General features: G+C 77.0%; 3 protein-coding genes. All 3 read right to left on the reverse strand.

Translation table 11 applies throughout. The features are described 5' to 3' along the window. Nucleotides 1–45: 45 nt before the first annotated feature. From HCK04_RS13690 to HCK04_RS42330, 3 genes are read right to left on the reverse strand one after another with little or no spacing between them, the layout of a single operon-like run. Nucleotides 46–1,947, reverse strand: coding sequence for an HAD-IIIC family phosphatase (locus HCK04_RS13690; RefSeq protein ID WP_205830217.1), 1,902 nt, complete (start codon nt 1,945–1,947; stop codon nt 46–48). Then, nucleotides 1,944–5,354, reverse strand: coding sequence for a type I polyketide synthase (locus tag HCK04_RS43570; RefSeq protein WP_142647599.1), 3,411 nt, complete (start codon nt 5,352–5,354; stop codon nt 1,944–1,946). The genes HCK04_RS13690 and HCK04_RS43570 overlap by 4 nt, the downstream gene beginning before the upstream one ends. Continuing rightward, complete coding sequence (locus HCK04_RS42330) at nt 5,347–16,044, reverse strand: type I polyketide synthase (protein WP_142647601.1); 10,698 nt, start codon at nt 16,042–16,044, stop codon at nt 5,347–5,349. Before HCK04_RS42330 ends, HCK04_RS43570 begins: the two co-directional genes overlap by 8 nt. Between the last annotated feature and the right edge of the window lie 57 nt (nt 16,045–16,101).

The raw sequence follows: 16,101 nt of genomic DNA on the forward strand, positions 1-16,101 counted from the left end.
AGGTTTCCTCACCTTATGCCGCGGCACAGTTAACCTGAGGTAGCCTCAGATTGTCAACGCCTCCGGAGACGCCTCCGGGACCACCCGGCCCTCCACGTGCAGCGTCAGATGGGCGGGCACGCCGACGATCTCGACGAGGTCGTGGACGAACCGCGAGCCCTCCTCCACCGGGGTGAAGCCGTAGTGCGGGTAGAGATCGCGGACCTTGCCGTTCTTGGCGGTCGGCTGGTAGCGGCCGTGAACCGCGGCGAAGCCGGCATCCCGGGCCGCGTGGAGCACCGCCGACAGCACCGCCTGCTCGATGCCGCGGGCGAAGACCCGGCAGCTCAGCAGGAAGTTGTCGACGACCAGGCCGTCCGGCCGGGCCCGCAGGAAGAGCGCGCCGACCAGGCCGTTGCTCCCGAAGCGGTCCGCCGCCGAGATCGCCAGCACCCGGCAGCCGGGCCGTTCCGCCCGCTCCCGGACCTCTTCCGGCGACAGGCGCTCCGTGGTGAGGTTGAACTGGTTGGTCCGCAGCGTGATCTGGGAGAGCCGGGCGGTCTCCCCCGGCTCCGCGGGAGCCAGCCGTACGGACACGTCCAGGCCGGCCAGGAACTCCTCGGCCGAGCCGGCGGCGGCGAGGAACTCCGACCGCGCCGCCTCCTCGTGGTAGCGACGGGTCCGCGCCCGGTCCTCCGCGGTGACCTCGGTCGTGGTGAACCACCCGTCGGCGAGCAGCGTCGTCGCGTGCAGCGCCGGATCGCCGCCCAGATGGACCACGACGGTCTCCGGGACCCCGGCCGCGACCGCGGCGCACTCGTGGACGCTGTCGTCGGCGAACACGACGCTGTCGCCGCCGAGGTTCAGGCCCTCCGCCAGCGCGCGCAGGTGCACCGGCTTCGGACTCCAGTCGGCCAGGATCCGCACGAAGTCGTCCTCGCGCAGCAGCATGCCGGGGTGGTCGCGCAGGGCGGCGAGCACCGTGTCCCGGTCGTTCTTGCTGACCACGGCGAGCAGCACGCCCTGGGAGGCGAGCTGTTTGGCCACGCCCTGGAAACGGCGGAACGCCTCGCCGCGCGGGCCGTGCCCGACCTCGATGCCCTCCACGCCGTCGTCGCCGAGGATCCCGCCCCACAGCGTGCCGTCCAGGTCGAGGGCGAGCACCTTCTTGGCCCGTCCGGTCCTCGCCCTGACGAGGTGGCCCAGCTCCCGCGCGTACGCGCCGAGCAGTGCGTCGGACAGGTGCGCCCCCGCGTAGATCTCGAAGCGGGGGTCGCTCAGCTCGGTCGCGGACGACAGCAGCGGGTCGACGTCCACGACGACCACCCGGTCGGCGGACGCGCCGAGCTCCAGCAGCTCGGCGTTGGCCCGGCGCCAGGCCGCGCCCAGCCGGGCCCGCGACCTGTGGTCGAGCAGCCGCGCCTGCCACAGGCGGGGCAGCGGCACCGTGTTGAGCACGAGCGTCCCCGAACCGCTCTCGCCGTACCGGGCGGCCAGCCCCCGCCACAGGGCGATCTTCCCGGCGAGCACGCGCTCCACGTCCTCGGCCGTGAACGGCACGCTCACCTCGTCGAACACGGTCGCATGATCGAGCACGCAGACCACGAGATCGGGCCGTTCCGCGTACAGCTCGCTGCCGGGGTCGCCCAGCTCGAAGACGTACGAGCCGAAGCCGGTGAGCCGGACGGACGGCACGTATCCGTGCCGGGCCAGCTCCCCGACGAGCGCGACGCGCAGCGCCTCCAGCGTGCCGTGCCCGGTGACGGTCACCCGCACGGCCGGCAGGCTCGGGTGGAGCTCACGGGCGGTGTCCAGGTCGGCGCGGGCGAGCAACCGCGCCGCCCGGGCGGCGTCCTCGGCGGACATCGCGGCGAGGAGCGGGCCCACCTCGTCGAAGCGCTCGGCGAGCGCCCCGTCCCGGTGCAGCCCGCGCAGCCGCGCGAGCGCGGCGGCGGTGTCGATGGTCATCGGAGCTCCATGGCGTCGTGCTCGGATCGTGAACGCGGGTCGTCGCCGGCCTGGGAGGCGAGCAGCTCGTCCAGGCGGGCCGCCAGCTCGTGGGCCGTGCGGTGGTCGAGCACCAGGCCGGGCGGGACGTTCACGCCGGTCTCGCGGGAGATCCGCCCGGCGATCTCCAGCGCGCCGAAGGACGTGATGCCCGCCTGGGTGAGGTCGTCGTGCGGGCCGACCGCCCCCGCGGCATGCCCGAGGGCGCCGTCCACGGCCGCGAGGACCATGGCCAGCAGCACGGCGTGCCGCTCCTCGGCGGGCACCCCGTCGAGCGGGGACGACGCCGCCGCCGGAATCTCGCCGGACCCCTGCCCGCTCACGCCGGACCGCCAGCGCCGCAGCGCCGCCACGACCTCCCCTACGGCGTCGGGAGGCGCGGCCACGCCGCCGACGACGGCCGCGAACCGCTCGGCGTCGAGGTCGTCCACTGCGCGCCACAGCTCCCGCTCGCGCGGCGAGCCGCTCCGGACCCCGTACGAGGGAGTGATCCAGTGCCGCTCGTGCCGGAAGGGGTAGGTCGGGACGGCGGCCGGATCGGCGCCCGGGCCCTCGCCGATCACCTTCGCCCAGGCGACCGCGACGCCCCGCGCGTACGCCTGGGCGAGCGCGCGCAGCACCGAGCGGGCCTCGTCCGACGGGTCGCGCACCAGCGGGATCGCGGCGGCCTCGCCGCTCTCCCCCGCGAGGCAGTCGGCGACCATGCCGGCCGTCGTGGCGTCGGGGCCGATCTCCACGAAGGTGTCCACGCCGAGGGCGCGCAGCGCCCGCACGCCGTCGTGGAAGCGGACCGGCTCGCGCGCCTGGGCGGCCCAGTGGTCCGGCGCGGCCAGTTCCTCGCGCGTCGCGACCCTCCCGGTGCGGGTGGAGACCAGCACGGCGGCGGGCTCCCGTACGGTCAGGGCGCGGGCGGCCTCCGCCAGGCCGCGCAGCGCCGGGTCCATGTGCGGCGAGTGGAACGCGTGGCTCACCGCGAGGAGCTTGGTCCGCACCCCCCGCGCCCGCCACGCGGCCGCCAGCTTCCGCACGGCGGCGGCGTCCCCGGAGATCACCGTCGAGCGGGGGCCGTTGACCGCGGCCACCGCGACCAGGCCGTCCACCTCCTTCAGCGAGGCGGCGACCTCCGGCTCCGGCGCGCGCAGTGACACCATCGCGCCGCCCTCGGGGGCCGCCTGCATGACCAGGGCGCGGGCGACGACCAGGGCCGCCGCGTCGTCGAGCGAGAGGGCCCCCGCGGCGTGCGCCGCCGTGAGCTCCCCGATCGAGTGGCCGAGCAGCGCGCCGCCGGTCAGGCCCAGCTCTCCGGCCAGCCGGAACATGGCGAGCTGGGTGGCGAACAACGCCGGCTGGGCGAACTCGGTGCGCCGCAGCAGCGCGGCCGCCGGCGACCCCTCGGGGGCGAACACCACGTCGGCCACGCCCGGGCCGTCCGCGCCGCGCAGCGTGCGGGCGCGGTCCAGTGCGGCGCAGGCGGCGTCGAACGCCGCGGCGTACGCGGGGAACCGCCGGTGCAGCTCCCGGCCCATGCCGGGACGCTGGGTGCCCTGCCCGGAGAACACGAAGGCCACCGAGGGGGCGGGCCCGGCGGTGCCGACCGGCGCGGCGGGCGCGGCCAGCGCGTCCAGCTCCCGGGACAGCTCGGCGGCGTCGGCGCCGATCGCCACCGCCCGATGGCGGAACGACGAGCGGGCGCGGATCAGCGTCCGCGCCACCGCCGCGATGTCGGCCCCCGCTCCGGGCCCGCCGGCGCGCATGCCCGCGACACCCGAGCGCTCCCCCGTCGCTTCGGAGCCCTTCCCCGCCCCGTCTGCGGGCTCCCCGGGCGTGCTCGCGGCGCGCAGGAGGTCGCGCAGGCGTGCGGCCTGGGCGCGCACCGCCTCGGGTGACCGGCCCGACAGCACCCAGGGGATCGCCACCGGCTTTCCGTCCGGCTCCGCCGACGGCTGCCCGCCGGGTCCGGGAGCCGGCGCCCCGATCTCCCCGCCCCGCCCCGCGCCGGCCCCTCCGTCCGGCTGGGGAGCCGGGGGCTCCTCGACGATGACATGGGCGTTGGTCCCGCTGATGCCGAAGGAGGAGACACCCGCCCGCCGGGGCCGGCCGGTCCTGGGCCAGGGCCGGGGCCGGGTCAGCGGGGCCACCCCGCCCTCGTCCCAGTCGACCAGCTCGGACGGCTCGTCCGCGTGCAGGGTCGCCGGAAGCGTCTCGTGCCGCAACGCCTGGACCATCTTGACGACCCCGGCCACCCCGGCGGCGGCCTGCGTGTGCCCCAGGTTCGACTTCACCGAGCCGACCCACAGGGGCTCCCGCCGCCCCGGGGCCCTGCCGTACGCCTCGATGAGGGCGCCCGCCTCGATGGGATCGCCGAGGGCCGTCCCGGTGCCGTGCGCCTCGACGGCGTCCACGTCCGCCGGGGACAGTCCCGCCGCCCGCAGGGCCGCCTCGATCACCTTCCGCTGGGCGGGGCCGCTCGGCGCGGTGATGCCGTTGCTCGCCCCGTCGGAGTTGACCGCCGAGCCGCGGATGACGGCGAGGACCGGGTGACCCGCGCGCAGGGCGTCGGAGAGACGTTCCAGCACCAGTATCCCCGCGCCCTCGCCGAATCCGGTGCCGTCGGCCGACCGGGAGAACGCCTTGCACCGGCCGTCCCCGGCGAGCCCGCCCTGCAGGGCGAACTCGGCGAACACCCGGGGCGTGGCCATGACCGTCGCCCCTCCGGCGAGCGCCAGGTCGCACTCGGACGCCCGCAGCGACCGTACGGCCAGATGGATCGCCACGAGCGACGACGAGCACGCCGTGTCCACCGTGAGGGCGGGCCCCTCGAACCCGAAGGTGTAGGCCAGGCGGCCCGAGGCCATGCTGGTGGCGTTTCCGGTCATCAGGTAGCCCTCGGCCTCGGGCGGCACGCCGTCCAGGGGCGGGGCGTAGTCCTGGTAGATCACCCCGGTGAACACGCCGGTCCGGCTGCCGCGCAGCGAGGCGGGCACGATGCCGGCCCGCTCCATGGCCTCCCACGACACCTCCAGGAGCTGGCGGTGCTGGGGATCCATCGCGGCGGCCTCGCGCGGCGCGATCCCGAAGAAGGCGGCGTCGAAACCCGCGGCGTCGTCGAGGAACCCCCCGGCCTTCGCGTGCTCGCGCAGCGCCGGATCCCAGCCGCGGTCGTCCGGCGGCTCTCCCACCGCGTCGGCGCCCTCGGCGACCACCCGCCACAGGTCCTCCGGCGAGCGGACGCCGCCGGGAAACCGGCAGGCCATCGCCACCACGGCCACCGGCTCGGGCTCGGTCAGGACCGCCAGCTCCCGCTTGACCCGCGCGAGCTCGGCGGTCGTCCACTGGAGGTACTCCACCAGTCGCTTCTCGTCAGGCATGCCGCCGTCCCTCGGATCGGAACTCGGAGTCGATGAACCGGAACAGCTCCTCCGCGGTCGCCGGGACCTCCGCGCCGGTCGCGGGAGCGGGAGGAGCGGTGAGCGCCGGGACCGGCGGCTCCTGGCCGTCCGGACCACCGGGGTCGTCCGGGGCCAGGCGGCCGAGCAGGTACTCCGCCAGGGCGTCCGGGGTCGGATGGTCGAAGACCACGGTGGCCGGTAGCCGCAGGCCGGTCGCCTTGCCGAGCCGGTTGCGCAGCTCGACGGCGGTCAGCGAGTCGAACCCGAGCTCCCGGAAGCTGCGCGGCTCGCCGGCGTCGTCCTCGGGCGCCCGGCCGAGCACGGCCTCGACGTACCGCAGCACCGTCTCGTTCACCAGCGCGCGCCGCCGGGCGGGCTCCGCCGCGGCGAGCAGGCCCGGCAGGTCGGGGGCCGTCCCCGCCGGAGCGTCCGCCCGGGGTGCGTCCGCTCGGGCGAGCCCGCGCAGGGGCGCGGCGAGGTCCGGTGCGGCCGCCAGCCTCGCGGGGTCGAGCCGTACGGCGGTCAGCGCCGGGGCGGCCGCGTCCAGCGCCGCGTCGAGCAGTGCCAGGGCGTGCTCCGGCGTCATCGGCAGCAGGCCGGAGCGGGTCATCCTGGCCCGGTCGGCCGCCGAGAGCCCTCCCGTCATGGCGCTGCCGGACCGCCACAGGCCCCAGGCGACGGAGGTCGCCGGGAGCCCCTCGCGGGCCCGCAGGGCGGCCAGTGCGTCGAGGAAGACGTTGGCCGCCGCGTAGGCCGCCTGTCCCGCGCTGCCGGCGATCCCGGCCGCGCTGGAGAACAGCACGAACGCGGCGAGGTCGAGGTCCCGCGTCAGCTCGTGGAGGTGCCAGGCGCCGTCGGCCTTCGGCCTGAGCACGGCGTCGAGCCGTCCGGCGTCGAGCCCGGCCAGTGTGGCGTCGTCGAGAACGCCGGCCGCGTGCACCACGGCCGTCAGCGGCCGCTCCGCGGGCACCTCGCCGAGCACGCGGGCCATCGCCGCGCGGTCCGCGACGTCGGCGGCGGCGACCGTCAGCCGCGCCCCGAGCCCGTCCAGCTCGGCGCGCAGGTCCTCGACCCCGGGCGCCCGCTCCCCCCGCCTGCTCACCAGCAGCAGGTTCCGTACGCCGTGCCGCCGGGCCAGGTGCGCGGCGACCAGCCGTCCCACGCCGCCCGTGCCGCCCGTGACGAGGACCGTGCCCTCGGGGTCGAGCGGGCGGGGGATCCGCAGCGCCACCTTGCCGACGTGGCGGGCGAGGCCGAGGTGCCGTACGGCCTCGGGCGCCCGGCCGGCCTCCCAGGCCGTCACCGGGAGCGGAGCGAGGACGCCCTCGGCGAGGAGCCCGGCGATGTCGGCGAGCATGGCGGCGATCCGGTCCGGCCCGGCCTCGGCCAGGTCGAAGGCCCGATAGAGGACGCCGTGGCGGTCGCGGATCTCGCCGGGGTCGCGTATGTCGGTCTTGCCCATTTCGACGAAACGGCCGCCGGGCGCGAGCAGCCCCAGCGAGTGGTCCACGAACTCGCGGGCCAGCGAGTTGAGCACGATGTCCACGCCCCGGCCGCCGGTCGCGGCGCGGATGGTCTCGGCGAAGGACAGGTCGCGCGAGTTCGCGACGCGCTCCGGTGGCAGCCCCGCCCGTTCCAGGTAGGGCCACTTGGCGGGGCTGGCGGTGCCGAACACCGTGAGCCCCCAGTGACGGGCGAGCTGGATGGCCGCACCGCCCACGCCGCCCGCCGCCGAGTGCACCAGCAGCCGCTCACCGGGCCGTGCGGCGGCGAGGTCGCGCAGCGCGTAGCAGGCCGTGAGGAACACCGCGGGCACGGTCGCCGCCTGCGCGAACGTGAGCCCGGCCGGGATCGGGGTGAGCAGGCGGTGGTCGGTGACGGCCCGCGGCCCGATGCCGCCGGCGACGAGCCCCATCACGCGGTCTCCCGGTGCGAGGCCGGTGACGTCGTCGCCCACCTCCAGCACGACGCCCGCTCCCTCGGTGCCGAGGTCGGCCGAGCCGGGGTACATGCCGAGGACCAGCATGGCGTCGCGGAAGTTGAGGCCCGCGGCCCGCACGGCCACCCGCACCTCGCCGGGCCCGAGCGGCCGGTCCTCCACGGGCCGGCACGCGAGGTCGTCGGCGACACCGCCCTCCCCCGCCTCCAGCCGCCAGCCGCCGCGCGGCCGCATGAGGTCGGGGCGGCGGGGGGTCAGCCGGGGCGCCAGCGGGCGGCCGTCCCTGAGCGCCGTCTGCGGCTCCCCGGTGGCGACGGCGTCGAGCACCGCGGAGAGCGGAGCGCCGCCGTCGTCCACGAGGGCGATCCGGCCCGGCTCCTCGCTCTGCGCGCTGCGGACGAGGCCCCAGACGGCGGCGCCGTCGAGCGCACCCACCGGGTCGCCGGGGGCGGCGGCGACCGCGTCCCGGGTGCGTACGACGAACAGCGTCCCGGCGAGCCTGGCGTCGGCGAGGCCGCGCCGCAGCGTGCCGAGCACCTCCAGCAGGGCCGTCCTGACCGCCCCGGGCACGTCGCCGTCCGACACGGCGACAGGCGCGGCGACGGGCGCGGTGATCACCAGCACCCCGGGGGCGGGCGCCCCGGCGTCCAGGGCCGCGAGCGCCGCGTCCACGCCGGAGAAGTCCGCGTCCGCGGCCCCGAGCACCCAGGCGTGCTCGCGCGGGACGCCGGAGCCGGGGGGCACCGGCTCCCAGACGAGCTCGTACAGCGAGTCGCCGGAGGCCGCGGCGAGGTCGGCCGGATCGGCCACGCGGAACGTCACCGCGTCGGCCGACGCCACCGGCGTGCCGTCCGCGGCGGTCAGTTCGACGGCCACCGCGTCGTCGCCCGCCCGGCGCAGGCGTACGCGGACGGTCCCGGGAGCCGGGCCGTGCGGGGTGAACCCCCGCCACGTGAAGGGCAGGCGTACGGCGCCGTCATCGGGGAACAGACGGGCGGGGGCGAGGGCGTGCAGCGCGGCGTCGAGCACGGTGGGGGCGAGACGGAAGCCCGCGGGGGCCTCCAGGGACACCTCGGCGAAGACGTCCTCTCCGGACCGCCACGCCGCCCGAAGGCCTCGGAAGGCCGGGCCGTAGCGGTAGCCCTTCGCCGCCAGATCCTCGTACAGCCGGTCGACGGGCAGGGGGACGCTCCCGGCCGGCGGCCATGCCCCCGCGAGGGAGCCCGCGTCCGGGCCCGCGGGCACGGCGGGGGCGGGCACGGCGGGGGCGGGCACGGCGGGGGCGGGCAGTGCGGGGGTAAGGACGCCGTCGGCGTGGGTGGTCCACGGCGCGCCGAGAGGATCGCCCTCGGGGTCGGGGCCGGAGGCGGGCCGGGCGTGCACGCCGACCTCGCGCCGCCCGTCGGGATCGGCCGGGCCCACCGTCACCTGGATCTCCGTCGCGCCGGACGGCTCCAGCACGAGCGGCCGGGTCAGGGTCAGCTCGTCGACGCGCGGCGTGCCCACCGTCTGTCCCGCGAAGGCGGCCAGCTCCGCGAGCACCGCGCCGGGCACCAGCACCGTGCCCTCCACGGCGTGATCGGCCAGCCAGGGGTGGTCGCCGAGCCCGAGACGGCCGAGCAGCAGCACGCGATCCTCGCCCGCCGGCCGCAGCACGGCGTCCAGCAGCGGGTGGGCGACCCGGCGGGCCCCCGGCACGGCGGCGGTCCTGGCCGGCGCGTCCAGCCAGTGGCGGCGCCGGTCGAAGGCATAGGTGGGCAGGGTGGGGATCGGCCGCGGCGCGCGGCCTGACGGCCCGGCGAGCAGGTGGGCTCCCCAGTCGACCGGCACGCCGTTCACCCAGGCCTCGGCCACCGAGACGAGCACGCGGCGCAGGCCGCCGTCCTCCCGCCGCAGGGTGCCGACGACGGCGGGCGAGCGGACCTCGGGGTGCGCGTCGAGGATCTCCTGAACGCCCATGCCGATGACCGGGTGGGGGCTCACCTCGATGAACACCTCGTGCCCGGCCGCGACGGCCGCCTCCACGGCCGGTTGGAGCAGCACCGGGCTGCGCAGGTTGCGGTACCAGTACGCGGGCCGCCCGAAATCGGTGTCCCCGGCGGGGTCGACCCTCTGCCCCGTCACCGTCGAGAAGACGTCGGCCGTGTACGCCGGCGGCGCGGGCTCGGGCAGCACCTCGAGCAGCTCCGCCTCCAGCGGCTCCACCTGGGGAGAGTGGGAGGCGTAGTCCACGTCGACGAGCCGGACGCGCACGCCTCGCTCCCGCAGTTCGCGCCGCAGCCTGTCCACCGTTCCCGCGGTCCCCGCGACGACGGTGGAGGCGGGCCCGTTGACGGCGGCCACCGCGATCCCGGCCGCCTCGCCCTCGGTCGCCTCGATGGCCTCGGCGACCACGTCCGCGGGAGCGGCGACCGACAGCATCGCGCCCCCGCCGGACAGTGCCCGGAGCGCGCGGCTGCGCAGCGCCACCACCGCCGCCGACTCCTCCAGCGACAGGGCCCCGGCCGCGAGCGCGGCGGCGATCTCGCCCTGGGAGTGACCGACGACCGCGGCGGGACGTACGCCGAAGGACTCCCAGACCGCGGTCAGGCCGGTCATCGTGGCCCACAGGACGGGCTGGACGACGTCGGCCCTTCCCAGGTCGGCGCCGTCGAGCAGTGCCTCACGCAGCGACCACCCGGTGACCGGGTCCAGGGCGGCGGCGCATTCGGCGATCCGGGCGGCGAAGGCGGGCGACTCCTCGATCAGCGCCCGGGCCATGCCGTCCCACTGCGCGCCCTGCCCGGGATAGAGGAAGACGGGCCGCCGGGGCTGCCTGGCGTAGCCGGTGACGGCGGTCGCGACGGGCGCCGCGTCGGCGACGGCGGCGAGCCCCTCGATCGCCTCCCCGATGTCCGAGGCCACGACGACCGCCCGGTGCCCGAACTCGGCCCTGGTGCGCACCAGCTCCGCCGCGACGTCGGCCAGCGGGACTCCGGGGTGCCGCTCCAGATATCCGGCCAGTTTGCGCGCCTCGCCGCGCAGGGCGCCCGGCGACTTGGCCGACAGGACCAGCGGGACCGCGGCGGCGGGCGCCGGCTCCGGCCGGGCGCCGGGTGAGGCGTCCGCGGCGGGCGGCTCCTCGACGATGACGTGCGCGTTGGTGCCGCTCATCCCGAAGGCCGAGACGCCGAAGCGCCGGGGGCGGTCTCCGGCGGGCCAGGGCACGGCCTCGGTGAGCAGTTCCAGCCCGCCCGCGTCCCAGTCCACGTGGCGCGACGGGCCGTCGACGTGCAGCGTGCGCGGCAGCGTCTGGTGCTCCAGCGCGAGGATCATCTTGATGAGGCCGCCGACCCCGGCCGCCGCCTGGGTGTGGCCGATGTTCGACTTGAGCGACCCCAGCCACAACGGCGGGCGGTCGCCTCTGGCCGCGCCGTACGTGCGCAGCAGGGCCCGCGCCTCGACCGGATCGCCGAGCGTGGTGCCGGTGCCGTGGGCCTCGACCGCGTCCACGTCGGCCGGAGTCAGCCCGGCGGCGCGCAGCGCCTCCTCGATCACCCGCTCCTGGGCGGGGCCGTTGGGAGCGGTGAGCCCGTTGCTCGCGCCGTCCTGGTTCACGGCCGTCCCCTTCACGACGGCGAGCACCGGGTGGCCGTTGCGCCGTGCGTCCGACAGCCGCTCCACGAGCAGCAGGCCGACGCCCTCGCTGAAGCCCGTCCCGTCCGCCGCGTCCGCGAACGCCCGGCACCGGCCGTCGGGCGACAGCCCGCGCTGGCGGCTGAACTCCACGAACGTCGCCGGTGTGGCCATGAGCGTCGCGCCGCCGACCAGGGCGAGGTCGCACTCCCCGGCCCGCAGCGCCCGTACGGCGAGGTGAAGAGCGACGAGGGAGGACGAACACGCGGTGTCGACCGTGATCGCGGGGCCTTCCAGGCCGTAGGTGTAGGCGATCCGGCCGGACGCCACACTTCCGGCGCTGCCGGTGCCGAGGTAGCCGCCGTGCTCGCGGGGGTCGTCCTGGGCCCGCGCGCCATACTCGGTGTAGATGAGGCCGACGTATACGCCGGTGCGCGAGCCGCGCAGGCGGGACGGGTCGATGCCGGCCCGCTGGAACGCCTCCCATGACGTCTCGAGCAGCAGCCGCTGCTGCGGGTCGGCCGCCCGCGCCTCCCGGGGGTTCATCTCGAAGAAGCCGGCGTCGAAGTCGGCGGCGTCGTGGATGAAGCCGCCGTAGCGGGCGTAGGACGTGCCCGGGGTGTCGGGGTCGTCGTCGAACAGCGCCGCGAGGTCCCAGCCGCGGTCGGCAGGGAAGGGCCCGATGGCGTCGCCGCCCGCCTCCAGCAGATCCCAGAGTTCTTCGGGGGTGGTCACGCCGCCGGGGTAGCGGCAGGCCATGGACACGATCACGACGGGCTCCTCCGCCGCCGCGCCATCGTGCCGCGCCGGGACCGCCGGAGCCGCGGCGGTGGCGGCTCCGGCCAGGGACTCGCCCAGATGGCGGGCCAGTGCGCGCGGAGTGGGATGGTCGAACACGAGCGTGCTCGGCAGGCGCAGGCCGAGGGCGCGGCCGAGGTGGTCGCGGAGTCGCACGCCGGTCAGGGAGTCGATCCCCAGGTCGCGGAAGGGCCGGTCGGGACGCACCTCCCCTGCCGAGTCGTAGCCGAGGATCCCGGCGACCGCCCGGGCCACCAGGTCGAGCAGGCGATCGTCCCGCTCCCGCGCGCTCAGGCCGTCCAGGGCGGTGTACGCCCCGGCGGGCGTCTCCGCGGAGACGTCGTTCGCGGCCGCCCGCCTCTCGAGGGGCGTCAGCCGCAGCCCCGGGGACACGGCCGGGGACGCCTCGTGGCCGGCCTGCGCCGATGCGGCACGTACACGTACCTCGTCGGCCGTCAGCACGGTCCTGCCGTCGTGGTCGGTGAGAAGCACGGTGAAGGTGTCCGGGCCGGTCCTGCCCAGCCGCGCCCGCAGGGGGCCGCCGGCCGGGGCGTACGCCCGCACCCCGCTCCAGGCGAAGGGCACGACTACCTCGGACGGGCCGTCGTCCCGCGTCACGCGGTCGAGGAACGCGGCCTGCACGACGCCGTCCAGCACGGCGGGATGCAGCGCGAAACCCTCCTCCCGGGGCGGCGCCGGCGGCCCGGATGCCGCCAGCTCGGCGAACAGCTCGCCGTCCCGTCGCCAGGCGGCGCGTACGGCGCGCAGGGCGGGGCCGTAGTGCGCCCCCGCCTCGGCCAGCCGGTCGTAGCCGGCCGCCACGTCGATCCGCTCCGCGCCCCCGGGCGGCCACTCCCCGGGAGAACCGCCCGGCCGCACGCCCTCGGGTGGCCGTTCGGCTCCCGCACCGCCGGGGGGACTCGCGGGGCTCAGGGAGCCGGAGGCGTGCAGCCGCCAGGCGCCCGCGGCGTCGCCCTCGCCCGTCCTTGCGTGGACCGTGAAGGTCGCGCCGCCGGCCGCGTTCTCCACCTCGGTCCGCCCCTGCAATGCGTCCTCCACCTGCACCGCGTCCTCGGCCTGCACCGTGCCCTGGACCGTGCCCTGGACCTGGACCGTGCCCTCGGCCTGCACCGCGCCCTCGGCCTGCACCGCGCCCTCGGCCTGCACCGCGCCCTGGACCTGAACCTGGACCTGCACCTGCACCGGACCCGCCGTCTCCACCGGGGCGACGAGCGTGACGTCTTCCACGACGGGCAGGCCGACCCGATCACCCGCCGCCAGCGCGAGTTCGACCAGCGCGCTCCCGGGGAGCAGCGGTCGCTCCCCCAGCCGGTGTTGCCGCGCCCACCCACCGGCCGGCAACGCGCCCGCGAACAGCACCCGCTGCCCCTCGGCGTCCTCGACGGCCACACCGAGCACGGGGTGGCCGGTCGGGGGGAGGCCGGACGGCCCGGCGGTCACCGCGTCCAGCCAGTAGCGCCGCTCCTGGAAGGCGTACGTGGGAAGGTCGAGCACCCGCCCGGCCGCGAACGGCCCCCACTCCACCGGCACGCCGGCCGCGAACAGCGATCCGGCCGAGGTGAGCAGCCGGTCGAGCCCTCCGTCGTCGCGGCGCAGCGTGGCCACGACGTCCGCCTCGGCACCGGCCTCCTCGGCCGTGTCCCGCAGCGGCGCCGCCAGCACCGGATGCGGGCTGACCTCCAGGAAGCATCGGTGGCCCGCGGCGATCAGGGCGGCCACGGTCTCGCTGAGCCGCACCGGCTCGCGCAGGTTGGCGTACCAGTACGCGGCGTCGAGCGCGGCCCCGTCCAGCTCGCCGGCCACCACCGTCGAGTAGAAGGGCGTCCCGCCGGACCTGGGGCGGATCCCGGACAGGCGGGCGAGCAGCGTCTCGCGCAACGGCTCCACGGCGGGCGAATGGGACGCGTAGTCCACGGGCACGAGCCGGGCCCGCACGCCCTCGGCCTCGCATCGGGCGACGAGCTCCCGCACCGCGCCCGCCTCGCCCGACACGACGGTGGCGGCGGGCCCGTTCAGGGCCGCGACCACGACGCCGCCGAGACCGGCGAAACGGCCGCGGACCTCGGCGGCGGGCAGCTCGACCGACGCCATCGCCCCGCCGCCCGCGATGTCCGCGATGGCGCGGCTTCGCCGGGCGACCAGGGCCGCGGCGTCGGCCAGGTCCAGGACGCCGGCCGCGTACGCCGCCGCGATCTCGCCCTGGGAGTGGCCCACCACCGCGGCCGGTTCGACGCCGAGGGAGCGCCACGCGGCGGTCAGCGACGCCATCACCGCGAACAGGGCGGGCTGCACCACGTCGACCCTGTTCAGGAGGCCGGCCGCGCCGCCCTCCGGCGAGGTCACCACCTCGACGAGATCCCAGTCGACGTACGGGGCGAGTGCGGCGGCGCACCGCAGCAACTCCTCCCGGAACGGCTCGGAGGCGGCGAACAGCTCACGGGCCATCCCGGCCCACTGGGACCCCTGGCCGGGGAAGACGAACACGGGCCGCGCCACGCCCTGCGCCTCCCCCGCCACGGCACGAGGGGACGGCAGGCCCTCCTCCAGCGCGGCGAGCCCTCCCGTCAGCGCGCGCAGGTCCGTCCCCACCACGACCGCGCGGTGCGCGAGGTCGGCCCGCGCCGTACGCAGCGTGCGGGCGACGTCCGCCGGGACGGCTTCCGGGTGGTCCCGGGCCCACCGCCGCAACCGGCCGAGCTGGGCGCGCAGGGCCGCCTCGGTGTGCCCCGACACCGTCCATACCACCGGCCGGACCACCGGCCGCACCGCGTCGGCCGCGTCCGGCGCCGCGCCGGACGCGGCCTCCTCCGTGGACGGGGCCACCGCGGGGAGGGCGTCCCCCGCACCGGCCTCACCCTCGCCGGCTTCCCGCGCGCCCGGCTCCCCCGGCGGGGAGAGCGCCCCGGTCTCGGCCGGGGGCTGTTCGACGATCACGTGGGCGTTGGTGCCGCTGATGCCGAAGGAGGACACCGCGGCCCGGCGGGGGCGGTCCCGATCGGGCCAGGGACGCGCGGCGGTGAGCAGGGCGAGACCACCGGCGGCCCAGTCGACGTGCGGGGTGGGCTCGTCGATGTGCAGGCTCGCGGGGAGCACGCCGTGCCGCATGGCCAGCGCCATTTTGATGACGCCGCCGACGCCCGCGGCCGCCTGGGTGTGCCCGATGTTGGACTTGAGCGAGCCCAGCCAGACCGGATCACCGGCCGGGTGGGCCTTGCCGTACACCTCCATGAGCGCGTTCGCCTCGATGGGGTCGCCGAGGCCGGTGCCGGTGCCGTGCCCCTCGACCGCGTCCACGTCCTCCGGCCCGAGACCGGCGTCGGCGAGCGCGGCCCGGATGACCCGCTGCTGCGCCGCACCGTTGGGTGCGGACAGGCGGCTGCTCGCGCCGTCGGAGTTGACCGCGCTGCCGCGCAGGACCGCAACGACCGGATGGCCCCTGCGCCGGGCCTCCGACAGCCGCTCCACGAGCACCAGTCCGACGCCCTCGGCCCAGCCGGTGCCGTCGGCCGCCGCGGCGTACGCCTTGCACCGGCCGTCGGGGGCCAGCCCGCGCTGGCGGCTGAACTCGACGAAGGTGGCGGGGGTCGCCATGACGGTCGCGCCTCCTGCCACGGCCAGATCGCAGTCGCCGCGGCGGACCGCCTGCGCGGCGTAGTGGAGGGCGACCAGCGACGACGAGCACGCCGTGTCCAGGGTGACCGCCGGTCCCTGCAGGCCGAAGGCGTAGGCGATGCGGCCGGAGGCGACGCTCCCCGCGCTGCCGGTGCCGATGAACCCCTCGAATCCCTCGGGAGCGCGCACGTGGCGGGAGCCGTAGTCGGAGTACATGACCCCGACGAACACCCCGATCCGCTCGCCCGACAGCCCGCGCGGGTCGAGCCCGGCCCGTTCGAAGACCTCCCAGGTGGCCTGGAGGAGCAGCCGCTGCTGGGGGTCGACGGCCAGGGCCTCGTGCGGGCTGATGCCGAACAGCTCCGCGTCGAAGCCCGCCGCGTCGTGCAGGAACCCGCCCTCGGAGGCGTAGCTCGTGCCCTCCCGGTCCGGGTCGGGGTCGAACAGCTCGTCGAGGGGCCACCCCCGGTCCCCCGGGAAGGGGGTGATCGCGTCGGTGCCCGACTCGACCAGCCGCCACAGGTCCTCGGGCGTCCGCACGCCGCCGGGGTAGCGGCAGGCCATCGCGACGATCGCCAGCGGCTCGTGCTCGGCCTGTTCGAGCCGTTCCAGCTCCGCGCGGGCGCGCAGCAGGTCGGCCGTGGTCCGCCGGAGGTAGTCGCGCAGCTTGTCTTCATTCGCCATGGATGAACCGCTCTCCGTCCTGAAGATCCGTCGTTCCGCGGGGAAGGGCGTGCGGCG

The organism is Microbispora sp. CL1-1, from assembly GCF_012034195.1.
Taxonomy (GTDB): Bacteria; Actinomycetota; Actinomycetes; order Streptosporangiales; family Streptosporangiaceae; genus Microbispora.

Bases quoted from the DNA above. Each gene is read 5' to 3' on its own strand.
- HCK04_RS43570 (WP_142647599.1), bottom strand. From the start codon at position 5,354: ATGCCTGACGAGAAGCGACTGGTGGAGTACCTCCAGTGGACGACCGCC.
- HCK04_RS13690 (WP_205830217.1), bottom strand. From the start codon at position 1,947: ATGACCATCGACACCGCCGCCGCGCTCGCGCGGCTGCGCGGGCTGCAC.
- HCK04_RS42330 (WP_142647601.1), bottom strand. From the start codon at position 16,044: ATGGCGAATGAAGACAAGCTGCGCGACTACCTCCGGCGGACCACGGCC.